The 24,019-nt window shown below is 64.2% G+C and carries 19 protein-coding genes; 11 read left to right on the top strand and 8 right to left on the bottom strand.

From position 1 onward, the window contains the following. Positions 1-3: 3 nt before the first annotated feature. From ACVWYP_RS09165 to ACVWYP_RS09155, 3 genes are all read right to left on the bottom strand, one after another. On the bottom strand, positions 4-1,017 hold the full coding sequence (locus tag ACVWYP_RS09165; RefSeq protein WP_304498413.1) for an ABC transporter permease: 1,014 nt from the start codon (positions 1,015-1,017) through the stop codon (positions 4-6). Positions 1,018-1,326: 309 nt separating this feature from the next. Continuing rightward, the gene (locus tag ACVWYP_RS09160) at positions 1,327-2,949 is read right to left on the bottom strand and encodes an ABC transporter substrate-binding protein (RefSeq protein ID WP_453945714.1); all 1,623 of its coding nucleotides are present in this window, start codon (positions 2,947-2,949) and stop codon (positions 1,327-1,329) included. Between the two features lie 412 nt (positions 2,950-3,361). Beyond that, positions 3,362-4,063, bottom strand: coding sequence for a hypothetical protein (locus ACVWYP_RS09155; protein ID WP_304498412.1), 702 nt, complete (start codon positions 4,061-4,063; stop codon positions 3,362-3,364). A gap of 182 nt (positions 4,064-4,245) precedes the next feature. On the opposite strand from ACVWYP_RS09155, the gene ACVWYP_RS09150 reads away from it, so the two are divergent. Continuing rightward, positions 4,246-4,581 carry a Rap1a/Tai family immunity protein gene (locus ACVWYP_RS09150; RefSeq protein WP_304498411.1) on the top strand — a complete coding sequence of 112 codons (336 nt, stop codon included), beginning with the start codon at positions 4,246-4,248 and terminating at the stop codon, positions 4,579-4,581. 43 nt (positions 4,582-4,624) lie between these two features. On the opposite strand, the gene ACVWYP_RS09145 is transcribed toward ACVWYP_RS09150, so the two are convergent. Together ACVWYP_RS09145 and ugpB are read right to left on the bottom strand one after the other, a co-directional pair. Beyond that, the gene (locus ACVWYP_RS09145; RefSeq protein WP_304498410.1) at positions 4,625-5,572 is read right to left on the bottom strand and encodes an aminoglycoside phosphotransferase family protein; all 948 of its coding nucleotides are present in this window, start codon (positions 5,570-5,572) and stop codon (positions 4,625-4,627) included. Positions 5,573-5,799: 227 nt separating this feature from the next. Beyond that, complete coding sequence (gene ugpB, locus ACVWYP_RS09140; RefSeq protein WP_439711185.1) at positions 5,800-7,119, bottom strand: sn-glycerol-3-phosphate ABC transporter substrate-binding protein UgpB; 1,320 nt, start codon at positions 7,117-7,119, stop codon at positions 5,800-5,802. 228 nt (positions 7,120-7,347) lie between these two features. On the opposite strand from ugpB, the gene ACVWYP_RS09135 reads away from it, so the two are divergent. The 6 genes from ACVWYP_RS09135 (at position 7,348) to ACVWYP_RS09110 (ending at position 16,995) form a co-directional block, all read left to right on the top strand. Next, a complete protein-coding gene (locus tag ACVWYP_RS09135) occupies positions 7,348-8,304 on the top strand; it encodes a TRAP transporter substrate-binding protein (RefSeq protein WP_304498408.1) in 957 nt (318 codons plus the stop codon). 34 nt (positions 8,305-8,338) lie between these two features. Then, complete coding sequence (locus ACVWYP_RS09130) at positions 8,339-10,405, top strand: sensor histidine kinase (protein WP_304498407.1); 2,067 nt, start codon at positions 8,339-8,341, stop codon at positions 10,403-10,405. After that, positions 10,375-12,123 carry an ATP-binding response regulator gene (locus tag ACVWYP_RS09125; RefSeq protein WP_304498406.1) on the top strand — a complete coding sequence of 583 codons (1,749 nt, stop codon included), beginning with the start codon at positions 10,375-10,377 and terminating at the stop codon, positions 12,121-12,123. Before ACVWYP_RS09130 ends, ACVWYP_RS09125 begins: the two co-directional genes overlap by 31 nt. Continuing rightward, entirely contained in the window at positions 12,120-12,857 is a 738-nt protein-coding gene (locus ACVWYP_RS09120) for a response regulator (RefSeq protein WP_028333805.1), read from the top strand. Before ACVWYP_RS09125 ends, ACVWYP_RS09120 begins: the two co-directional genes overlap by 4 nt. A 223-nt stretch (positions 12,858-13,080) precedes the next feature. Further along, positions 13,081-16,116 (top strand): DNA polymerase I, encoded by a 3,036-nt coding sequence (polA, locus tag ACVWYP_RS09115; protein ID WP_028340474.1) that lies wholly within the window; start codon positions 13,081-13,083, stop codon positions 16,114-16,116. Positions 16,117-16,359: 243 nt separating this feature from the next. Then, positions 16,360-16,995: a LysE family translocator gene (locus tag ACVWYP_RS09110; RefSeq protein WP_028333807.1), complete on the top strand. Its 636-nt coding sequence runs from the start codon at positions 16,360-16,362 to the stop codon at positions 16,993-16,995. A gap of 250 nt (positions 16,996-17,245) precedes the next feature. Here ACVWYP_RS09110 and ACVWYP_RS09105 read toward each other — a convergent pair whose 3' ends face one another. After that, positions 17,246-17,872, bottom strand: coding sequence for a glutathione S-transferase family protein (locus tag ACVWYP_RS09105; protein WP_304498405.1), 627 nt, complete (start codon positions 17,870-17,872; stop codon positions 17,246-17,248). A gap of 214 nt (positions 17,873-18,086) precedes the next feature. On the opposite strand from ACVWYP_RS09105, the gene pyrE reads away from it, so the two are divergent. Both pyrE and ACVWYP_RS09095 read left to right on the top strand, forming a co-directional pair. After that, positions 18,087-18,650 carry an orotate phosphoribosyltransferase gene (gene pyrE, locus ACVWYP_RS09100; protein ID WP_057019495.1) on the top strand — a complete coding sequence of 188 codons (564 nt, stop codon included), beginning with the start codon at positions 18,087-18,089 and terminating at the stop codon, positions 18,648-18,650. A 188-nt stretch (positions 18,651-18,838) separates the two neighbouring features. Beyond that, on the top strand, positions 18,839-19,636 hold the full coding sequence (locus ACVWYP_RS09095) for a DUF2865 domain-containing protein (protein ID WP_028340471.1): 798 nt from the start codon (positions 18,839-18,841) through the stop codon (positions 19,634-19,636). 129 nt (positions 19,637-19,765) lie between these two features. Here ACVWYP_RS09095 and ACVWYP_RS09090 read toward each other — a convergent pair whose 3' ends face one another. Next, the gene (locus ACVWYP_RS09090; protein ID WP_028340470.1) at positions 19,766-20,197 is read right to left on the bottom strand and encodes a hypothetical protein; all 432 of its coding nucleotides are present in this window, start codon (positions 20,195-20,197) and stop codon (positions 19,766-19,768) included. A 194-nt stretch (positions 20,198-20,391) separates the two neighbouring features. On the opposite strand from ACVWYP_RS09090, the gene ACVWYP_RS09085 reads away from it, so the two are divergent. Beyond that, complete coding sequence (locus tag ACVWYP_RS09085) at positions 20,392-20,685, top strand: GIY-YIG nuclease family protein (protein ID WP_304498404.1); 294 nt, start codon at positions 20,392-20,394, stop codon at positions 20,683-20,685. Positions 20,686-20,954: 269 nt separating this feature from the next. Here the strand turns inward: ACVWYP_RS09085 and ACVWYP_RS09080 are convergent, their stop codons facing one another. Next, positions 20,955-21,188 carry a hypothetical protein gene (locus ACVWYP_RS09080; protein WP_304498403.1) on the bottom strand — a complete coding sequence of 78 codons (234 nt, stop codon included), beginning with the start codon at positions 21,186-21,188 and terminating at the stop codon, positions 20,955-20,957. A 270-nt stretch (positions 21,189-21,458) separates the two neighbouring features. Here ACVWYP_RS09080 and ACVWYP_RS09075 point away from each other — a divergent pair, with 270 nt between their 5' ends. Then, entirely contained in the window at positions 21,459-24,002 is a 2,544-nt protein-coding gene (locus tag ACVWYP_RS09075; protein ID WP_439711140.1) for a glycogen/starch/alpha-glucan phosphorylase, read from the top strand. The last annotated feature ends 17 nt before the right edge of the window (positions 24,003-24,019 follow it).

Below are 24,019 nucleotides of genomic sequence, written 5' to 3'. Positions count from 1 at the left end.
GCTCTAGCCCTCCAGCCTGACGCGGGGATCGATCACGCCGTAGAGGATGTCGATCAGGAGATTGAGCAGCACGTACATGACCGCCATGGTCAGCACGAAGCCCTGCACCGGCGCGAAGTCGGACGCGATCAGCGCCTCGACCGCGTAGGAGCCGATGCCGGGCCAGGCGAACACCTTCTCCACCAGCACATTGGCGCCGAGCAGGAAGGAGAACACCATGCTGAGCGTGGTGATGACCGGCAGCATCGCGTTGCGGAAGGCGTAGGTGACGATCACCTTGCCGGGCGACAAGCCGCTGGCGCGCGCGGTGCGGACGAAGTCGGACGCCAGCACCGCCAGCATCGAGGCGCGCGTCATCCGCGCGATCGGCGCCAGCGAGAAGATCGCGAGCGTCACCGCCGGCAGGATCAATTGGCTGAGCGCGGAACGAAACGCCTCGAAGTCCCGCGCGATCAGCGTGTCGACGAGATAGAAGCCGGTGACCGTCGGCGGTGCGCTAGTGAACACGTCGAGCCGGCCGAGCGGCGCCGGCGACCAGCCGAGCCGGAAATAGAACACATAGACCAGCACGAGCCCGGTGAAGAACACCGGCAGCGACACGCCGGCCGTGGTGGTGACGCGGCAGAGATGGTCAATCCAGGAGCCCGGCCGCGTCGCCGCCAGCACGCCGAGCGGAATCGCGATCACGATGGAGACGACGAGGCCGAGCAGAGTGAGCTCGGCCGACGCCGGCAGGCGGTTGCGCAGCTCGGCTGCCACCGGCTGGCCCGTGGTGAGCGATGTGCCGAGATCGCCGTGGGCGAGATCGTTGGTGTAGCGGACGAACTGCTCGATCAGCGGCTTGTCGAAGCCGAGCTTCTTCCGGATCTGGTCGACCGCCTCCTTGGTGGCCGCGGGGCCAGCAAAATACGCCGCGGGATCGCCCGGCAGCGCACGCGTCAAAAGGAACGTCACGATCACGACCCCGATCAGCGACGGGATCGCGAACAGCAGCCGCTTGCCGATCAGGGTCAGCATGGCGTGCTCCCGGCTGGATCGCGCAAAGCCACAACGGGACTGGACGGGCTCCCTCCCCCACAAGGCAGGACAATCGCATATGGGACGCACGAGCTTATCGGCTGGCTTACTTCGCCTCTCCCGCTTGCGGGGGAGGCCGACGCGATCGAAGAGCGCGGCGGGTGGGGGCTCTCTCCACTCAGGGATTCCCAATGTGGAAGCACCCCCACCCCGCCCTCCCCCGCAAGCGGGAGAGGGAGCCTGAGAAGCGTGCTCACCTCACTAACGAGGTCGACACACGCGAGTGCGTCGCGCGCGCTCATCACCGCCTCACCCCTTCGCCATCGCGCGATAGTCCAACCGGCGGTGGAACCAGTATTCGTAGCCGGTCACGTTCTTCTGCATCGCGACGTTGACGAAGGGCTGATAGAGCGGGATGCGCGGGATGTCGGTGAAGGCGAGATCGACGAAACCCTTGACGTCAGCGTCGTAGGCCGCGGTGTCGCCGTTCGCGGCGGCGATGCGCGCGCCGTCGATGAGCTTGTCCATCTCTGATGACTTGTAGCTCATCGTGTTGAAGATCGAATTGTTGCCGTGATAGCACCAGTAGAAGAAGTACTCGGGGTAATCGAGCCAGCCCGAGAACACGTTGGTGAACAGCGGCATTTCCTTCTTGGTGAGCTCGGTGCGCCAATTGGCGCCGGGCACCTTGTTGATCGTGGTCTTGATGCCGAGCTGCGCGAGGCTCTCCTGCACCAGCACGCAGAGCGGCTCGTTGACGCCAGCGAAATTCAGGTCGAACGAGATCGTGGTCTCGAAACCGTTGGCGTAGCCGGCCTCAGCGAGCAGCGCCTTGGCCTTCTCCATGTCGGTGTAATATTTCGTCGGCTGCGGCCAGGCGACCTCGGTCGGCTTGTCCTTTGCCGCGCCGAACATCGGGTTGGCGAGACCGAACAGCACCGCATCCATGATCTTCTGATACGGCATCGCGTAGGCCATCGCCTGCCGCACCTTGGGATTGTCGAACGGCGGCTTGGTCACGTTCATGCCGATATACTGGATGCCGTTGGAGAACGGCAGCGACACCACGTTGAGCTTGCCGTTCGCCTTCATCTCCTGGAAATCCTTGAACGGCAGCTCGTAGGAGATGTCGGCGTCGCCGCGCTCGAGCAGCGCACGGCGGTTGCCGGCCTGCGGCACCATGCGCCAGATCACGCGCTTGATCTTCGGCAGCGGACCGCAGACCCAATCGTCGTTGCGCTCCATGACGACTTCGGTGCCGGCGGTCCACTTGGTCACCCTGTAGGCGCCGGAGCCCGCGGTCTGCTGCTTGGTGAATTCGAGACCCCAGGGATCCTTCTCGCTGGCGTTCTTCTTCACCAGTTCGGAGTTGACGACGCAGGGCACGATGACAGCGAGGTCGGGGATCGTCAGCTTGTCCTTCTTCAGGAAGTCGACGCGCACCGTGGTGTCGTCGACGATCACGAACTGCTCGGGCTTGGTCAGCGAGCCCGCGCTCATCTGGAAGGTCGGGAAGCCGCCGACAGAGACGGCACGGTCGAGCGACCATTTGACGTCCTTCGCCGTCACCGGCGCGCCGTCGTGGAACTTGGCGTTCTTGCGCAGCTTGAAGGTGACCGACATGTCGCCGATGTTGATGTCCTCGGCGAGCTCGGGCTTAAACTTGTCGCGGTCGTAATAAGGCACACCGCCCGGACCGCTCTTCATCTCGTGGCTGATCAGGCGGTCGTAGCAATTCCACGACACCTCGTAGCCCGGCACGTTGGTGCCGACGCCATGGATATCGAGATTGTTGGGACCGCCTTCGGAGACGATCAGCAGCGTCTCGGAGCGCGCATCGGCCTTGGCCGGCGACCAGATCGCCGGCGCGGTCGGCGCCAGAGCCCCCGCGGCCAGTCCGGACACCGATTTGAGGAAATCGCGACGCTTCATGTGATGCTCCAACGCCTTGGGAAACGGCCTTGGAACTCAGATCGCAAGGATTGTGCCAACCCTTAACGAAACGTTATGAGGCGCTAATACGCTGTAGAGATGGAGGAAATCGTCAAAGGTATTTTGAGCTGGCCTCAGTTACCAATTGACGATTGCATACAAAGGCCGACAATCTGCCCAATTAACGAGCAAACATCGGCGCTGCTCGCTTTATGGCCGATGTTCGATGCTGCCGCACGACCGGTATTATGGCGCAAACACCACAAGCGGGGTCATAGAGGTGATCGGGTTATGTGGCCTTATTGATCGTTGGTGCCATTGCCTTCAATGGTTTGGGACATTGCCCCAAGCGTGACCCCATCCCTGCTGAAGAACCGCGCACCGGCGTCTCCACCAAAAATGAAGCGGAAGTTTACGACGCGGGTCTCTGGAAAGCGTCCTGATACTCGATGCGGCCGAAGGCCCAAATCGCGGTTTCCCCAGCTTGCAGCGCCGCTTTTCTCTCAGGCGTAATTTCGAAAGGTAGGTTTATGACAACCGACGCAGTCTCAGCCCCCGGAGGAATTGTGACTATAATTACCCGCTGGTCGCCATTTGGGTCCCTGGAAAACTCACTTCGGGGAAACGATCCATAGGCTACCGCCCCTACATTTGTGAGTTTGTAAGCGGGCGTCTGCCCGTAGTTTTTTAGATGGATATGAACGACTGGAACTTCCGGTCCATTCAAATTGCGAATGAAAGCGTCACTGACAAAAACGTAAGCGCGAAGTTGCCGTTCAGCGGTCTTGTCGGCGTTCGTTACCAATCTGGCAGTGGCCAGCCAGAGCATCCAAGTGACAATGCCCAATAGCCATTCACCGGGCTTGATTCCAAGGACCGTTACTTCGGGAGTGTGCTCGCCTCCATGCTGATTCTTCTGTTCACTAGCAGCGCTTATTGGAGGAGCGGGCGGATGATTGGAGGCATCTTGGCTGCTTACGGAATCTTTGGCTTGCTCCTTCGTCTGGGCATTTGGAATTTGACTATAGGGATGCTTTAAGGGCCACAGCGACACGACCGCCAAAGCAAGGGCAACGATGATCGCCCACAGCAACTCCCTTGGTAAAGGCCACATTCCCATCCCCCAAATAGACCGATACTACCTATTGGGGTTCCGTAGCCGCAATACACCTAAAAGCCAATTCCGCGAAGCCAGGATTACAATGAAGCTCAAGCGTGGATCGTTTGCGGCAAACTTCTTGCGTGCGTTGCGGAGCTTGAGCTTGAACAAGTCGTTTTGGAGGAAATCTGAATCCAATGCCCAGAGTCTTGCTGATCGCCATTGCGACCGCTTTTACGTTTCAGAGCGCTAGCGCCCTCACTGGGTTGGAACTTAAGAAGGCGTGTGATCAGAAATCCGGCGTCGGGAATACCGTATGCCTTGTGTATTCGCGTGGCTTCATTGACGGCTTCGTGACCGGAAGGATTGTCGGGAAAAACGACGTTACTGTTTGCCTTCCCAAGGAAGGCGTGGCCGCAGAACAAGCCCGACTTATCGTCGAAAAGTATCTACGGGATAATCCGGAGCAACTACACCAAGAAGCGGGCCTGTTGGCTGCGAGCGCCATAGTTGGCTCGTTTCCGTGTCATTGAAATTGCTTGTGGCGTTTGCGCAATAATACCGCCGTATGAGAAGCTAGTCCGGCCAGATCAGCTCCTGCAATTGCACGAAGTCATCGACCCGGTCCGGCCAACCCTCGATGCAGATGTGCCGGAGCGGATCGCTGGCCGAGTGCAGCATCAAGAGCGCCATCAGCCGCCGCTTCAACGCGAACGTCACCTCGGCACGCGGGATGCCGAAACCGTCGAACAGGCTGCGCACCCGGCGGGGATGCCCGGCGGCCATGAAGGCGCTGGGGCCGAGCAGGTCGTACTCACCCCACCCCGTCCGGACGTCGCCGAAGTCGATCAGGCCGGAGACGTGCCAGCCGTCGGCCCGGCGTCCGAGCAGAAAGTTCTCCGGGATGTATTCGCCGGTCAGGATCACCGGCGGCGCGGTCATCGGGATCAACTCAGTGGCGTCACGCAGGAGATCGCCGAGCGAGGTGAGGAATTTCGCCGGCAGGCCGAGCCGTTCGTGCCGGGTCCGGCACTGCGCAATCTGGGTGCGCATGAAGGCCTCCCAGCGCGGCTCGATCGCGAGCAGGCTGCCGGGCGGCACGCGCTGCACCTCGGCAATCACGGCCCCGATCTCGGCGAGCACGCGCTCCCGCTCGGCTTCCGACAGCGACGGCCACACCTCCGAGCCGACGGTGCCGGCGAGGTGCGTGATGACGAGATAGGGCCAGCCGTCACGCTCGCCCTCTGCGACCAGGTCGGGAATCGGAATGCCGAGCCGTCCGCGCAACGCCGCGAGCGCGCCGCGCTCGGACACGAATTGCGGGCGCAGAAACGGCGGGAAGAGTTTCAGGATCAGGCCATCGTCCAGGGCGACAACCAGATTGGTGCCGGTCGAGAACACATGCGGCGCGACGCACGACAGCCCGTGGCCATCAGCAATATCGCGCGCGACCGGCAGCCAGCGCGACGTGTCGCTGCGCCAGGCGCGGTAGCTGTCGTAGTTGGTGAGGGAAGGAAGATGCATTCGCGCGCGGCCTCTCAACGCTGTCGTCCTGGCGAAAGCCAGGACCCATAACCACCGAATTTGATTGTAAGCGGGATCGCGGCCCTAGCCTCGCGCAACGATGAGCAGCCGGGGTAATGGGTCCTGGCTTTCGCCAGGACGACCCTGAGTGTGTGGCGCCGCTTGCGAGCGATACATTCACATCCTCTCAGGATGACGGAGAAACAGTTGAGCAGTCTGGATGCCCCTCACCGATCCGGATTGGCGCGCTCGAACTGGCGCAAGAGGCGGTTGCCGCGCTCGACGGCGTTGTCCATCGCGGCCTGCGCTGAACGCTTGCCGGCGAACACCTGCTCGAGCTCCTCCTCGATCACGTCGCGGATCAGGACGAACGAGCCGAGGCGGATGCCCTTCGAATGGTCGGTCGGCGGCTTCAGCGTCACCTCCTCGATCGAGATCGAGGCGCCGGGATTGCGATCGTAGAAACCCTGCGCGCGGGTGAGATCGAATGCGGCGCGGGTGATCGGCAGGTAGCCCGTGTTCTGGTGCCAGGCGGCCTGCACCTCCGGCCGCGACAGATAGGCGAAGAACTTCGCCACGCCGGCGTATTCGGCGCGCGGCCGGTCGCGCAGCACCCACAGCGTCGCGCCGCCGATGATCGAGTTTTGCGGCGCGCCCTGCACGTCGGGTTCGTACGGCATCATGCCGTAGCCGACCTCGAATTTGGAATTGGCCCTGATGTCGGCGCGCGTACCCGACGAGCCGATGAACATGCCGCATTCGCCCTTCTGGAAACGCGGCTCGGCCGCCTGCCCGCGGCCGCTGTAGTCGAAGGTCTTGTCGGCCTGCCATTGCGCGAGCTGCGCGATGTGGCGCACCACCAGCGGATTGTTGAAGATCAGCTGGGCGTCGAGCCCGGAAAACCCGTTGGCCTTGGTTGCGATTGGCAGATTGTGGAAGGCGGAGAAGTTCTCGACATTGATCCAGGACGGCCACGACGTGGTCACGCCGCACATCGCGCCCGCCGCGCGCAGCCGCTTGGCCACGACGCCGAGCTCCGGCCAGGTCCTCGGCGGCACACTCGGATCGAGCCCGGCGGAGCGGAACATATCCTTGTTGTAGTAGAGGATCGGCGTCGAGGCATTGAAGGGGAACGACAGCATGTTGCCGTCGACGTCGGCATAGTAGCCGGCCACCGCGGGCAGATAGGCCGACGGCGCGAATGCCTCGGATTGATCGCGCATCAGCTCGAACACCGGATAGATCGCGCCGCGGGCCGCCATCATAGTTGCGGTCGCGATCTCGTTGACCTGTACGATCGCCGGCTGGCTGCGCGAGCGGAAGGCGAAGATCGCCGCGGTGACGGTCTCGGTATAGTTGCCCTTGTAGGCGGGCACGATCCGGTAGTCGGATTGCGAGGCGTTGAAATCGGCGGCAAGCTTCTCGAGCTGCTTGCCGAGCTCGCCCGACATCGCGTGCCACCACACGATCTCGGTGGCCGCCCGCGCCGGCGACACAAGCAGAAGAGCCGCGACGACGAGGTGCAAAAGCTTCAAGGCGAGCTTCAAAGCGAACTTCACGACGAGCCGTTCCCGGATGCCAACACGCCCTCATAAGGCGCTACAACCGCAGATTCAACCGACACCACAGGTTGCACCGCGGATTTAACGTTTGGCCGATGGCGAACCAGCGCCATTCTGCTAAAATTGCGTTGAACCTTTTCTTCCCGCCCTGGACACAAATCACAAGGGGAATTGTAGCCTGTGTACCGCCGCGCCGGCCTTTCGCGGATAACGATGCTTGCCGTCGCGCTGTCATGGGCAGCGGTCCCGGCGAGCGCTTTTGCGCGCGAATTCCGTACCGCCGATACCCAGAATGAGGACTATCCGACCGTCCAGGCGCTGAATTACATGGACCGCCTGATCGCTGAACGCACCGCCGGCCGGCACCGCATCGTGGTCTTCCATTCCCGCCAGCTCGGTGAGGAAAAGGAGACGCTGGAGCAGACCCGGGCCGGCGCCATCGACCTGAACCGGACCAATGTCGCGCTGATCGGGACAATGGTGCCGTCGGTCAACGTGCTGGCAATGCCGTTCCTGTTTCGATCGCCCGAACACCTGCAGAACGTGCTGGATGGACCGATCGGCAGCGAGATCCTGAACAGTCTCGGGGCTCACGGCTTCGTCGGGCTGGCCTTCTACGATTCCGGCGCCCGCTCGATCTACAACAGCGTCCACCCGGTCCATTCGCTCGACGACGTCAAGGGACTGCGGTTGCGCGTGCAGCAATCCGAACGGATGTCGGACGTGATGCGCGCGCTCGGCGCCCAGCCGGTCCAGATGCCCTACGGCCAGGTGCTGACCGGATTCGCCACCGGGCTGATCGACGGCGCCGAGAACAACTGGGCGTCCTTCGTCACCACCGGTCACTACAAACACGCCCGCTACTACACGTTGACCCAACACACCTTCAGTCCGGACGTGCTGCTGATGTCGCAAAAGGCCTGGGCCAGCCTCTCGCCGGAGGAGCAGGCGATCTTCCGCGAGGCCGCGCAGCGCTCCAGCGTCTACATGCGCGAGAGGTGGCGGGAGCTCGAGGAGCGCTCGCGCAAGCAGGCGGAGCTGGCGGGCGTCGAGATCGTGACCGATATCGACCGCAAGCCGTTCGAAGCTGCAATGGCCGGCATCTACGCCAGGGCCGAGCGCGATCCCGCGACATCAGCGCTGATCGAACGCATCCGCAACATGGAGTAACCGGATCTTGGACGCATCAAAGCAGGACGGGACGATGCGACGGCGGGCGGCCTTCGGGCCGCAGGGCCGTTTCCGCATCGTCCAGCTGCTGCGTGCGGTGCCGATCCGCTGGCGCATCCTTTCGATCGCCCTGCTCAACTCCGCGGTCGTGATCGTGCTGGCGGTGCTGATCTGGAACGGCTCGAAGGTGCTCGGCTCGGCCTGGGAGGACGTCCGCCAGGTGCGGGAATCCGACAAGATCCTGGCCAAGCTCGAAAGCGAGACCAGCCGCCTGCAGAACCTGATCCACCGCTACATCAATCAGCCGAGCCCGGACCTGTTCGCCGAAATCCTGCTGCTCCGCGAGGCCGTGCTCGGCACGCTGACGAACCGGGCCTCGACCGACCCGATGCTGTCAGGCTCGGTCGAGCAGCTGGAGCGCGTCACCAGCCGCTTCCTCGACGGCTTCGGCGAACTGCGCACCGTGCAGACCAGGATCGCCAAGACCTATGACGAGCAGGTGCTGTCGCCGACCAAGGACATGGCCGGGCTCTATTCGATCATCGAGGGCGCGACCGGCCATCGCGATGCACTGATCTGGCCCGCGCTCGGCAAGTCGCGCGAAGCGTTCACCTCGCTGCTGGTCGCCGCGAACGCCTACTATCTCTCGCTTGCCTCCTCGTCGGCCGAGGAAGCCCGCCGCAACATCGATACGATCGAGAAGACGATTCCCGTCATGACCGATCTGGCCGAAAACGATCTGCAGCGGATGGCGCTGGCGCGGCTCAAGGTCAAGACCGCCGAGCTGCGCGACGGGCTCGGCAAGCTCAGCGAGCAGCTCAGCAACCGCACCGATCTGCTGCGCAACTCGATCGACGCCAGCCAGGCGGATGCGATCGGCGCGATCGACGATCTCTCGGTCAAGATGCGCCAGCGCGAGCAGAAGGCGCAGGAGACGTTCGACAAGACGCTGACCTCGATCTCGCGCCGGGTGCTGTCGATCGCCGTGATCTTCCTCGGCGTCATCATGTCGGCCGGCGTCATGATCGCGCTGTCGATCCGCCTGCCGCTGGCGCAGATCATGGCCGCGATGCGCACCATCACCTCTGGGGATCTCGACCGGCCGGTGCAAGGCACTTCGGCCAAGGACGAGGTCGGCGCCATGGCGCGTGCGGTCGAAGTGTTCCGCGAAAACGCGATCGCCAAGCGCAAGACCGAGGACGAGCTGCGCACCGCCAAGGAGGAGGCCGAAAGCGCGCTGCTCGAGCTCAATACCGCGCAGCAGAACCTGATCGATGCCGAGCGTCTCGCCGCGCTCGGCGGCCTCGTCGCCGGCGTCGCCCACGAGGTCAACAATCCGATCGGCATCAGCCTGACGGTGGCCTCGAGCTTCGCCCGCCGCAGCGAGATGTTCGAGAACGACCTGAAGACCGAGCCGCTGCGCCGCTCCAAGCTCGACGAGTTCGTGCGCGCCTCGCGTGACGCATCGCAGCAACTGGTCGCGAACCTGACGCGCGCCGGCGAGCTGATCCAGTCGTTCAAGCAGGTCGCCGTCGATCGCTCGCATGCCGAGCGCCGCCAGTTTGCCTTGAGCGAATCCACCGACCAGATCGTGGCGAGCCTGCGGCCGGTGCTGAAGAAGGCCGCGATCGCGCTCTCGGTCGATGTGCCCGAGGGGCTCTTGATCGACGGTTATCCCGGCGCCTATGGCCAGATCTTAACCAATCTTTTCCTCAACGCCGTCAATCATGCCTTCGCCGATGGCCGCTCCGGCACCATCACCATCTCGGCGCGCGGGCGCGGCGCCGACGATGTCGAGATTATCTTCGCGGACGACGGGGCTGGCATGACGCCGGACGTGCAGCGGCAGGCGTTCGACCCGTTCTTTACGACGCGCCGCAACGAAGGTGGTACGGGCCTCGGCCTCCACATCGTCTATAACCTCGTCACCCAGCAGCTCGGTGGACGCATGATGCTGGAGTCAAGGGTAGGACAAGGCACCACTTTTCGCATTATCATGCCCAGGATCGCCAAAGGACAGCCCATGGGCCAGCCCACGATCACTGACGCAGCAGCCGACGGAACCAGTCAATGGCCGAACAGGACGATGTCCTCCAACTGATCGACGATACCGAGAGCCCCCCGGAGGACTCGTCGGCCCGCAAATGGAAGATCGCCGTTATCGACGACGATCACGCCGTCCATGAAGGCACCCGCTTCGCGCTGAGCGATTACAACCTGAACGGTTCGACGCTGGAGATCCTCTCCGCCTACTCTGCGGCCGAAGGCCGCACGCTGATGCGGGACAACCCCGACATCGCAGCCGTGCTGCTCGACGTCATCATGGAGACCGACGTCGCCGGCCTCGAGCTCGTCGAGTTCATCCGCAACGAGATCAGGAACGAGACCGTGCGCATCATCCTGCGCACCGGCCAGCCCGGCCAGGCGCCGGAACGGCGCGTCATCGTGCAATACGACATCAACGACTACAAGGCGAAGACCGAGCTCACCGCCGACAAGCTGTTCACGTCGCTGACGGCCGCGCTGCGCAGCTATCAGCAGCTCGAGCGCATGGTGCAGACGCGGCGCGGGCTCGAGATCATCATCGACGCGGCCTCGACGCTGTACGATTTCAAGTCGATGCAGCGGCTGGCCGAGGGCGTGCTGACCCAGCTCGCCTCGCTGCTCAACGTCGACTGCGCCGGCATTCTGGTGCTGCGCGACGACGGCAATTCGGCCGCGGCCGATTTCTCGGTGCTGGCCTGCTCGGGCTGCTACAGCCGCTTCATCGGCACCACCTCGTCGAAGGCGCTCGATCCGGACCTGCGGCACATGGTGGAGGAAGCATTCCAGCGCCGCAAGAACGAGTTCGCCGACCATCGCAGCGTGCTCTATTCGCGCACCGGCAGCGGCCGCGAGGTCGTGGTGCTGCTGCAGGCCGAGCGCCAGCTCTCCGACACCGACCGTGCGCTGGTCGAGATCTTCTCGAGCCGGCTGTCGATCGCGTTCGACAATGTGATCCTCTACCAGCAGCTGCACGAGGCCAACACCCAGCTCGAGGACCGCGTCGCGCAGCGCACCCGCGCGCTGATGCAGGCCAACCGGCGGCTCTCGGCGCAGTGGCTGCGGCTGCAGCGCGCCAACGGCTTCAAGAACGAGATCCTCGGCACCGTCGCCCACGATCTGAAGAACCCGCTCGGCGTGATCCTCGGCCGCACCGAGATGCTGACCGAGCTGATCGGCGCCGGCTCGCCGAAGGAAAACGTCACGTCGCAGGTCGAGCACATCAGGGACGCGACCAAGCGGCTGACCTCGATGGTCGACCATCTGATCTCGGACGCGATGGCCGATGCGTTCGACATCACCATCCGCCGCGAGCCGGTCGACGTCGCGGCCCTGGTCAACGAGGTCACCGAGGCCAATTTGCCCTCGGCGGTCAACAAGCAGCAGAGCATTTCGGTCTCGGGGCCGCAGCAGTTCGTCACGATGTGCGACGCCGACCGGATCCGCGAGGCGATCGACAACCTCGTCAGCAACGCCATCAAGTATTCGCCGATCGGCGGCAAGATCACGGTCACGGTCAGCCATGAGGGCGACGACACCGTGATCCGCATCGTCGACCAGGGTCCCGGCCTCAGCCCGGAGGATCTCGGCCGGCTGTTCGGCCGGTTCCAGCGGCTGTCGGCCAAGCCGACCGCGGGCGAGAGCTCGACCGGCCTCGGCCTTTCCATCGTCAAGCGCATCATCGACATGCATGGCGGCCATGTGACCGCGCAGAGCCCGGGCCCCGGACAGGGGTCGACCTTTACGGTTACACTGCCGGCGACAGAGACATCATGAGCCAGAACCCGCATATCTTCATCGTGGACGATGAGGCACCGGCCCGCGAAATGGTCGGCGATTACCTCAAGATGCACGGCTTCGGCGTGACGCTGTGCGATGGCGGCAAGAGCCTGCGCAAGGAGATCGAGGGCTGCACGCCCGATCTCGTGGTGCTCGACCTCAACATGCCCGAGGAAGACGGGCTGTCGATCATTCGCGACCTCAAGAGCAAGATCAACGTCCCCGTCATCATGCTGACAGCTACTGCCAGCCCGATCGACCGGGTGGTCGGGCTGGAGCTCGGCGCCGACGACTACGTGGCAAAGCCCTGCGAATTGCGCGAGCTGATGGCACGCATCCGCTCGGTGCTGCGGCGGAGCGGGCCGGCGAAAGCGGCTGCGCCGGAACCGGCGAGCGCGAAGGCCGAAAAGGAGCAGCTGGTGCGGTTCGGCACCAAATGGCTCGATCTCGAGGCCCAGGCGCTGCGCGACGACGAGGGCAACGAGCATCCGCTGACGGCCTCCGAATTCGGCCTCCTGAAGGTGTTCGCGGCCAACCCGAAGCGGGTCTTGTCGCGCGAGCGGCTCCTGGAACTCGCCAATGCGCGCGACGCCGAAGCCTTCGACCGTGCCGTCGACCTGCGCATCATGCGCATCCGCCGCAAGATCGAATTCGACCCGACCAAGCCGTCGGTGATCCGGACCATCCGCGGCGGCGGCTACCTGTTCTCGCCGACCGGGGACAAGGCTTAGCGCTGCGAAAGCTGTCCCGCTTCTCAATGTCGTCCTGGCGAAAGCCAGGACCCATAACCACGACTGCCCGGGTTGGGTAGGCTGGACCCACAGCGGGCTCAAACAACGATCATTTGGGGTAATGGGTCCTGGCTTTCGCCAGGACGACAAATCGTTGTGTGGCACCGGCGGATTCAGCGACACAAAGGCTGTCAATCCGCGCAAAAATCCCTAAGTTTCGGCCATGCCGAAAACAGCCTCCAAAGCCCCCGCCAAGCCCGCATCGAAGACCGACCCCAAGCCCGTCGCCGCCAAGGCCACGGCGAAGGGCGACCATGTCTTCCTGGTCGACGGCTCGTCCTACATCTTCCGCGCCTACCACGCGCTGCCGCCGCTGAACCGCAAATCCGACGGGCTGCAGGTCAACGCCGTGCTCGGCTTCTGCAACATGCTGTGGAAACTGCTCCGCGACATGCCCGAGGACAACCGGCCGACGCATCTGGCGATCGTGTTCGACAAGTCGGAGATCACATTCCGTAACAAACTCTACCCCGACTACAAGGCGCACCGGCCGCCGGCGCCCGACGATTTGATCCCGCAATTCGCGCTGATCCGCGAGGCGGTGCGCGCCTTCGAACTGCCCTGCCTCGAGCAGGTCGGCTTCGAGGCCGACGATCTGATCGCGACCTATGCGCGGCTCGCCAGCGAGCGCGGCGCGACCACGACGATCGTGTCATCGGACAAGGATCTGATGCAGCTCGTCAACGACAAGGTCGTGATGTACGACACGATGAAGGATCGCCGCATCGGCCGCGACGAGGTGATCGAGAAATTCGGCGTGCCGCCGGAGAAGGTGGTCGAGGTGCAGGCACTGGCCGGCGACTCCACCGACAACGTGCCCGGCGTGCCCGGCATCGGCATCAAGACCGCCGCGCAGCTGATCATCGAATATGGCGATCTCGATCAGCTGCTGTTCCGCGCCGGCGAGATCAAGCAGCCGAAGCGGCGCGAGGCGCTGCTGGAGAACGCCGAGAAGGCGCGCATCTCGCGCCAACTCGTGCTGCTCGACGACAAGGTCGAGCTCGAAGTGCCGCTCGACGACCTCGCCGTGAACGACCCCGACTCGCGCCGGTTGATCGCCTTCCTCAAGGCGATGGAGTTCACCACCCTCACCCGCCGCGTCGCCGACTACGCGCAGATCGACCCGGCCAATGTCGATGCCGATCCCGGCAACAAGAGCGGCGCGAGCGTGTTCTCGCCATTGCCGCCATCCGATGTGACTCCGGCGCCCGGAGACGCCCCGACATCTGCGGCACCGCTGCCGAAAGCCAAGCCGACCGGCGCGCGTGACGACAAGAATTCGAGCCGCAAGGGCACGCCGGCGACGCTGGCCGAGGCCCGTGGCGAGGCGATCCGGAAAATTGGCTTCGACCGCAAGGCGTATCAGGCGATCGGCAGTCTCGATCAGCTCAGCGCCTTCATCGCCCGCGTGCCCGACACCGGCTATGTCGCGATCGAGGCGATGTCGGAATCGATCGACCCGATGCAGGGCGAGCTCTCGGGCCTTGCACTGGCGCTGGCGCCAAACGATGCGTGTTACGTCCCGCTCAGCCACAGGCAGGCCGGCGGTGGCGCGGGCCTGTTCGACGCCGGACTCGCACCCGGCCAGATCAAGACGGCCGAGGCGCTGGAAGCGCTCAGGCCGCTGCTGGAGTCCGTCGGCATCCAGAAGGTCGGCTTCGACGTCAAGTTCACCTCGGTGATGCTGGCGCAGCACGGAATCACGCTGCGCAACATCGACGATGCGCAGCTGATGAGCTACGCGCTCGATGCGGGCCGCGGCTCGCATGCGCTGGAGGCGCTCGCCGAGCGCTGGTTCGGCCACGCCGTCGTCAATTACGGCGGCCTCGTCGGCAGCGGCAAGGGCAAGCTGACCTTCGATCAGGTCACGATCGACAAGGCCAGCGAATATGCGGCCGAAAGCGCCGACGTGATCCTGCGGCTGTGGCGGGTGCTGAAGCCGCGTCTCGTCGCCGAGCGGATGGCGACGGTGTACGAGACGCTGGAGCGGCCGCTGGTCTCGGTGCTGGCGCGGATGGAGCGGCGCGGCATCTCGATCGATCGCCAGGTGCTGTCGCGGCTGTCGGGCGATTTCGCCCAGACCGCGGCGCGCGTCGAGGCCGAGATCCAGGAGATCGCCGGCGAGCCGGTCAATGTCGGCAGTCCGAAGCAAATCGGCGACATCATCTTCGGCAAGATGGGATTGCCCGGCGGCAGCAAGACCAAGACCGGCGCGTGGTCGACCACCGCGCAGGTGCTCGACGAGCTTGCCGAGCAGGGCCACGAATTCCCGAAGAAGATCCTGGAGTGGCGCCAGGTCTCGAAGCTCAAGTCGACCTACACCGACGCGCTGCCGACCTACGTCAATCCGCAGACCCATCGCGTCCACACCACCTACGCGCTGGCCGCGACCACCACGGGCCGGCTGTCGTCGAACGAGCCGAACCTGCAGAACATCCCGGTGCGTACCGAGGACGGCCGCAAGATCCGCCGCGCCTTCATCGCGACGCCGGGCCACAAGCTGGTGTCGGCCGACTACTCACAGATCGAGTTGCGGCTGCTCGCCGAGATCGCCGACGTGCCGGTGCTGCGCCAGGCATTCCGCGACGGGCTCGACATTCACGCCATGACCGCATCCGAAATGTTCGGCGTGCCGATTAAGGACATGCCGAGCGAGGTGCGCCGCCGCGCCAAGGCGATCAATTTCGGCATCATCTACGGCATCTCGGCATTCGGCCTCGCCAACCAGCTCGGCATCGCCCGCGAGGAGGCCTCGGCCTACATCAAGAAATACTTCGAGCGCTTCCCGGGCATCCGCGCCTATATGGACGAGACCAAGGATTTCTGCCGCCGCAACGGCTATGTGACGACGCTGTTCGGGCGCAAGTGCTACTACCCCGACATCAAGGCCTCCAACGCCTCGGTGCGCGCCTTCAACGAACGCGCCGCGATCAATGCGCGCCTGCAGGGCACCGCGGCCGACATCATCCGCCGCGCCATGATCCGCGTCGAGGACGCGCTCACCGAGAAGAAGCTCTCGGCGCAGATGCTTTTGCAGGTGCATGACGAACTGATCTTCGAGGTGCCGGACGATGAGGTCGCGGCGACGCTGCCGGTGGTGCAGAAGGTGATGCAGGATGCGCCGTTCCCGGCGGTGCTCCTGTCGCTGCCGCTGCAGGTCGATGCCCGCGCCGCGAACAATTGGGACGAGGCGCATTAGCGCTTCCTCACCTCTCCCCGCTTGCGGGGAGAGGTCGGATCGCTCTTGCGATCCGGGTGAGGGGGTACAGGTCTCACCTCGGTCCTTGCACGTTGAGAGAACCCCTCACCCCAACCCTCTCCCCGCAAGAGCGGGGCGAGGGAGCGCACCACCTTCGCCGCCACATTGCTCCGAGAGCAATTCCGGCATGGCCGCGCCGCGGACGACACGCTAGAAGTGTGCGCATCCCTCGCGAGACCCGTCATGCCCCACACATCCGCTTTGCTCGGCTTTGCGCTCATCTGCCTCGGCATGGTGCTGACGCCGGGGCCGAACATGATCTATCTGATCTCGCGCTCGATCACGCAAGGGCCGGCGGCCGGCATCGTCTCGCTCGGCGGCGTGGCGCTCGGCTTCGTGTTCTACATGCTGTGCGCGGCGTTCGGCATCACCGCATTGCTGTTTGCGATTCCCTACGCCTATGACGCGCTGCGCTTTGCCGGCGCGGGCTATCTGCTCTGGCTGGCATGGCAGGCCGTGAGGCCCGGCGGCCGCTCGCCGTTCCAGGTCAAGGCGCTGAAGGTCGACGGCCCGCGCAAATTGTTCGCGATGGGCTTCGTCACCAATCTGCTGAACCCGAAGATCGCGATGCTTTATCTGGCGCTGCTGCCGCAGTTCATCGACCCCGCCGGCGGCAGCGTGCTGACGCAGTCGCTCGCGCTCGGCTCGATCCAGATCGTGATCAGCGTCAGCGTCAACGCGATGATCGCCCTCGCCGCCGGTTCGATCGCGGTGTTCCTCGGCACCCGCCCGACCTGGCTTTTGGTGCAGCGCTGGCTGATGGGCACCGTGCTCGCAGGGCTGGCGATGAAGATGGCGCTCGAGGCGCGGCGGGCCTAGCGAGTACCCTCTCCCCTTGTGGGAGAGGGTGGCTTCGATGCTTCGCATCGAAGCCGGGTGAGGGGTTGTTTCCACGAGTTCGTCTGCGGGGACAACCCCTCATCCGGCGCTTCGCGCCACCTTCTCCCACAAGGGGAGAAGGGAAGTAAGCGCGTAGGATGGGTAGAGCGCAGCGAAACCCATCCTGACCACCGCGGATTCGAAGTGATGGGTTTCGCTGCGCTCTACCCATCCTACGGTTCAGCAACCCTCAATCCAGCTTCGCCTCCATCCCCCGCTTCGTCGCCGGGCGGGCCATCAGCGTCTCGTACCAGCGCTTGACGTTGGGGAAGTCGGCCAGGTCGACCTTGTGGCGCGGATGGCGCCAGGCCCAGCCGAGGATGGCGAAATCGGCGACCGAGAGATCGCCGGCGACGAATTCGCGCCCATCAAGCCGGCGATCCAGCACGCCGTAGAGTCGCCGCGTCTCGGCCATGTAGCGCTTCAGGCCGTAGGCGCGGTCCTGCTCGTTCTCCAGCGCGATGAAATGGTGCACCTGGCCCGGCATCGGGCCGAAGCCGCCCATCTGCCACATCAGCCACTCATAGACCGGAATCCGTTCCGCCAGCGGCTTCGGCAGGAACTTGCCGGTCTTCTCGCCGAGATAGAGCAGGATCGCGCCGGACTCGAAAATGCCGACCGGCTTGCCGCCGGGCCCATCCGGATCGACGATCGCCGGGATCTTGTTGTTCGGGCTGATCGCAAGGAAGGCGGGCGCCATCTGTTCGCCCTTGCTGATGTTCACCGGGATCACCTTGTAGGGCAGGCCCATTTCCTCCAGCGCGACCGAGATCTTGCGGCCGTTGGGGGTGTTCCAGGTGTGCAGCTCGATGGTCATTTCCGCTTCCCGTGCAAGTGTTTGGGCAAGTGTTTGGCCGAGTGTTTGGCGCCTGCTTACGGGGAACGGAACGGCCGCACAACCGCGCTTTCCGGAAAGCACGCCCGCGGAAATCGCGGCTTGGGCACTGTTGACGGCGGAATTTCCGCGCTGGAATGTGCCGGTAAGCGTGGATAGATTGCCGCCCGCCTCAAACCCTCAAGGGAAAAAGTCTTTGTCCAAATCAGCCTCCCGCGCCCGCCTCGCCGAGATCATCCGCAAGCGTTCGTTCGGCCGCGGCGAGATCACGCTGGCGTCGGGCCGCAAGAGCGACTTCTATTTCAACCTGAAGCCGACGATGCTCGATCCCGAGGGCGCGGCGCTGCTCGCCGAGCTCACCTATGAAGCGCTGAAGGACGACAAGCTCGACTTCGTCGGCGGGCTCGAGATGGGCGCGGTGCCGCTCGCCGGTGCGATCGCGCAGCTGTCCTGGCTGAAGGGACACCCGATCGCGGCGTTCTTCGTGCGCAAGAAGCCGAAGGAGCATGGCGCGAAGCTTTCCGTCGAAGGGCTTGCGAAGGGCGAGAGCCTTGCGGGCAAGCGCATCGTGATCGTCGAGGACGTCACCACGACAGGCGGCTCGGCGCTGAAGGCGGTGGAAGCCGTGCGCGAGGCCGGTGGCGAGATCGCCCTGGTCTTCACCATGGTCGATCGCGAGGAAGGCGCCACCGAGACGTTTGCCGAAGCCGGCTTGCAATTCCGCGCGCTGTATAAGGCCGGCGAGTTCCTGAAGGACTGAGGTTCCTTCGCGGCTATCTCCCGCCGTCGCGTATCGCCGCGCGGTGCGCGTTTCCTGTGACGCCGTCACCCCAAATCAATCGCTCGTTTACCATCCCGCCTTAAGGTGAGTCCGCCGGGGCAGCTTGTCGCCGCGGCGTGGCGCGTCGGGTGGAGTTGGCGTTGCGTACAGAGTTGAGTGATCGGCGCATGCGGCGCCGCGTGATGCTTGCCGCCGCAGCCGTTGCGGGTTCCATCCTGGTGGTGCCCGCGCCTGTGTCAGCCGAAGGGCTGCTCGACTTCTTCTTCGGCGGTTCCCAGAAGCAGCAGAGCCGGCAGGCACCGCCGCAAGCCAGTTTCTTCGCCGACCCGTTCGGCCTCAACCAGCAGGCTGAGCGGCAACCGTCCGCCCCCATCTCGGCGCCGCGCGTGGCCGGTTCCGGACCGGCATATTGCGTGCGCAGCTGCGACGGCAAATATTTTCCGCTGACGATGCGCGGCAACGCCACGCCGGCGCAGCTTTGCCAGGCGTTCTGTCCGGCGAGCGCGACCAAGGTCTATTACGGCAGCCATATCGACAGCGCCGCATCGACCGCCGGCGAACGCTACGCCGACAGCGAGAACGCCTTCGCCTATCGCAAGGCGCTGCGCGCCGACTGCACCTGCAACGGCCGCGACCCGGCGGGGCTTGCGCCGGTCGACCTCGCGCTCGATGCCTCGCTGCGTGCCGGCGACGTGATCGCGACCACCGACGGCCTCGTCGCCTACACCGGCATCCGCGTCGGCAACGAGCAGTCCTTCGACTTCACGCCGGTCGCCTCCTATCCCGGATTGACCACGGCGGTCCGCGCGCGGCTCGGCGAAATGAAGGTTGCCCCCGTCAGCGCCGAGATCGCGGGCGACGCGCCGCTGCCTGAAACCGGCCGCGATGTCGCGCCACCTGCGCCGTCGTCTGGTGCGCCGAAGGGCAACGCCGCAAAGCCCGCCAAGCGGGCCGAAGCGAACTGACGGGCGTAAGGCCGTCATTCCGGGATGGTGCGTAAGCACCAGACCTCAGATGCGCAATTGCGCATCGGGAATCTCGAGATTCCGGGTTCGCCTCTTCAAGGCGCCCCGGAATGACGCTGTTACAAATTGCTACCGCGCCACGATCACGCCGATCACGTTCGGCGCGGCCATGTATTTCTCCTCGATCGCGGCCCGCGCGGCCGCGCGGTTCTCCGGATTGAGGATGCCGCGCTTCTCGGCGAGGATCATCCAGCAATAGCCCCACCAGTCCGTCAGCATGCCGTGATCGTCGACGAGATCGTAACCCTGCTCGCCGGCGAAAATCCGCGCATGCGCTTCATCGAGCGAATCGAGCCAGGCGTGGTCCTCGTCCGAGAACAGCCCGTCGCTGAAATCATCCGTGGTGTAGCCCCAGATCGACATGCAGACCGCGTTGAACTCGCGATCGAGCTGGTCGTCATCGATCGGCTGGCGCCGCGAGGCCTGGTGCAGCCGCGATAGCGACCGCGCGAAATCGGCAATCCGGGTCAGAGCGAATTGATCGAAGGCGATGGTGGACATGTAGTCCTCGCGGAGACTGAGAGACCATAGATATTGTGTCGGCACAGGCGCCGAATCACAATGATATATCAAAGACTTGCTAAAGTGTTCTTAATTCGTTCTGATTGGTTTATAGACCGCCCCCGGACGTCGTCCTGGCGAAAGCCAGGACCCATTACCCCAATAGGCCGACATCTCGCGAGCTCGGGCCACGAATGAGCACCGCTGGCAGCTATTACGTCTACATCCTCGCAAGCCGGCATCACGGCACGATCTATATCGGGGTCACCAACGATGTCGGCGCGCGGCTTGAATTGCATCGTTCCGGGCGAGGCTCCAGATTTGTGCTGAAGTACAAAATATTCCGCCTCGTCCATATCGAGGAATTCGCCTCGCCGCAGGAAGCCATCGCACGCGAGAAGCAGCTGAAGTTCTGGAAGCGCGATTGGAAGATCAGGCTGATCGAAGCGGAAAATCCGGATTGGAACGACCTGTCGGGCCTCATCTGACTATTGGGGTAATGGGTCCTGGCTTTCGCCAGGACGACGATGTGGGCGGCACTGCATGCCTGCCCACAAAGCAATTCGGGCCGCTGACCAGGTCAGCGGCCCGTTGAAAATGGCTTCGGAATGAAATGCGTCGGAATGAAATGCGTCGGAGCTGAAAAATGTGCCCGCCCCACGAGCGACAGCTGTGTTTGTAAAGGCTCCGTTAAGCCTTGGAAATCCGTATCACCACGGTGTTTCGGATCGCGCGTGAAAGCGCGTGATGCGGCCGCTCAATTCGCTGCCGAGAGCAGCTTGTCGCCGCAGGCATTTGCGTAGAACTTGCCGCCGCATTGCCGCTTGATGGCGGCGCAGCGCGCGGCGGGCGATGCGTTCTGCGCCACGCTGAAGGCGCAACTCAGGCCGTCGGCACTGCGGCCCGGTCTGCCCGCTGCATCGGCTGCGCTGGTCGCCGTGATGCACACCACGAGCAACGCCGCGGCCGCGATCTCGATCAAGAGTCTCATCACGCATCCTCCGGTCAATTGTCGCCAAATCCCGGCTTCTGCAGCGCCATCGTAGCACCCATGACGGCTGCTCCGGAAGGTTCCCGAAGCGGCCCGGTCCTTGCATAAAATCACGGCAGCGCTGTCTATGGCATCGTCCCTGACGGTTTCGATTGCCATGCAACGCGGGTATCATTGCGCTGGAGCCTGATCGGAAGGCCGCGGAACCGGGATTTCCGGGGGAACCATGCTCCACCAATGAGATGGGGTCATGATGCACATCATCGCATCATGTTCCGGTTTGAACGGCAGGGATTGGGCGCGTTGCAGGAACAGACAAACTACCCGGCATTGAACCAGCCGATCGATGAGCTGGCGCTGACCGAAATCAAGAGCGCGATCCTGGCCAAGCTCCGGCTTGCGATCGGCAAGGACGCCACCGTTGCGACCAGACGCGACTGGTACAAGGCCGCGGCGCTGACGTTGCGCGACCGCATCGTGCACCACTGGCTGACGGCCGAGAAGCAGAGCTACGACGCCGGCGCCAAGCGCGTCTATTACCTCTCGCTCGAGTTCCTGATCGGCCGCCTGTTCACCGACGCGCTGAACAATATGGGACTGCTGCCGCTGTTCGAGGCGGCGCTCGGCGACCTCGGCGTCGATCTCTCGGACCTGCGCAAATGCGAGCCGGATGCGGCGCTCGGCAATGGCGGCCTCGGCCGGCTTGCAGCCTGCTTCATGGAGAGCATGGCGACGCTGGCGATCCCCGCGACCGGCTACGGCATCCGCTACGATTTCGGGCTGTTCCGCCAGATCATGAACCATGGCTGGCAGCAGGAATATCCCGACGAGTGGCTCGCCTTCGGCAATCCCTGGGAATTCCAGCGGCCGGAGGTGGTGTACAACGTTCACTTCGGCGGCCATGTCGAGCATGTCGACGATCGCGGCCGCGACCGCGCCACCTGGCACCCGGCGGAAACCGTCGAGGCCATGGCCTACGACACGCCGATCGTCGGCTGGCGCGGCCAGCACGTCAACGCGCTCCGCCTGTGGTCGGCGCATGCGCCCGACCCGCTCGAACTCGACGTCTTCAACACCGGCGACTACGTCTCGGCCAGCGCCGAGCAGGCCCGCGCCGAAGCGATCTGCAAATTCCTCTATCCGAACGACGAGAGCGCGGCGGGCCGCGAGCTCCGGCTGCGCCAGGAATATTTCTTCGTCTCGGCCTCGTTGCAGGATCTCGTGAAGCGGCATCTCGCCTCCGACGGCGGCCTGCGCAACCTCGCGCAGAAGGCGGCGGTGCAGCTCAACGACACCCATCCGAGCCTTGCGGTCACCGAGCTGATGCGCATCCTGGTCGACCTGCACAATTTCCGCTGGGACGAGGCCTGGAAGATCACGGTCGCGACGCTGTCCTACACCAACCACACGCTGCTGCCGGAGGCGCTCGAGACCTGGCCGGTCGAATTGTTCGAGCGGCTGCTGCCGCGGCATCTCGAGATCATCTACCGCATCAACGTGGCCCATCTCGCGCTCGCCGAGGAACGCTTCCCCGGCGACATCGAATATCGCGCCTCGGTCTCGCTGATCGACGAGCGCAGCGGCCGCCGCGTACGGATGGGCCAGCTCGCCTTCGTCGGCTCGCACCGCATCAACGGCGTTTCCGCGATGCATTCCGACCTGATGAAGGAGACCGTGTTCCACGACCTGCATCATCTCTATCCGTCGCGCATCACCAACAAGACCAACGGCATCACCTTCCGCCGCTGGCTGATGCTGGCCAACCCGCGGCTGACCGCGCTGCTGCGCGAAACCTGCGGCGAGGCCGTGCTCGACGACTTCTCGCTGCTCGAGCGGCTCGAGACCCATTCGAGCGATCTGGAATTCCAGAAGCGCTTCCGCGACGTCAAGCATCACAACAAGCTGGCGCTGGCGCGGTTGATCCGCGAGCGCAACGGCATCCAGGTCGATCCCTCGGCGCTGTTCGACGTGCAGATCAAGCGCATCCACGAATACAAGCGGCAGCTGCTCAACATCCTGGAGACGATCGCGCTGTACCACGCGATGAAGGACGAGCCGCGGCGCGACTGGGTGCCGCGCGTGAAAATCTTCGCCGGCAAGGCGGCGGCGAGCTACCGCTACGCCAAGCTGATCATCAAGCTGATCAACGACGTCGCCGAGGTCGTCAACAACGACGCTTCGCTCGGCGGCAGGCTGAAGGTCGCCTTCCTCGCCGATTACAATGTCAGCCTCGCCGAGGTGATCATTCCGGCCGCAGATCTCTCCGAGCAGATCTCGACCGCCGGCATGGAGGCGTCCGGCACCGGCAACATGAAGCTCGCGCTGAACGGCGCACTGACGATCGGCACGCTCGACGGCGCCAATATCGAGATCCGCGACAATGTCGGCGAGGAGAACATCGCGATCTTCGGCCTCGAGGCCGGCGACGTCATGGTCCGCCGCAAGCAGGGATTGGACGCCAGCGACGCGATCCGCAAATCGCCGCGGCTCGAGCGCGCGATCCGCGCCATCGAGAGCGGCGAGTTCTCGCCCGGCGATCCCGCACGCTTCGCCTCGATCGGGCACGCGCTGCGCTATCTCGACCACTACATGGTCTCGGCCGATTTCGATTCCTATTACGACGCGCAGCGCGGCATCGACGCGCGCTGGCGCGTGCCTTCCGCCTGGACCCGCGCCTCGATCCTCAACGTCGCGCGCATGGCGTGGTTCTCCTCCGACCGCACCATCCGCGAATATGCCGAGGACATCTGGCACGTGCCGGTGCATCCGGGCGCCTCGCCGCAGCTCGGCAACCAGCGCGAGGCGAAGGGCTAATCCCGGGACGCGGAAAT

This window comes from Bradyrhizobium sp. USDA 3262 (genome assembly GCF_054060035.1).
The sequence above is the reverse complement of the archived record's forward strand: the minus strand, read 5'-3'. Positions and strand labels throughout refer to the sequence as shown.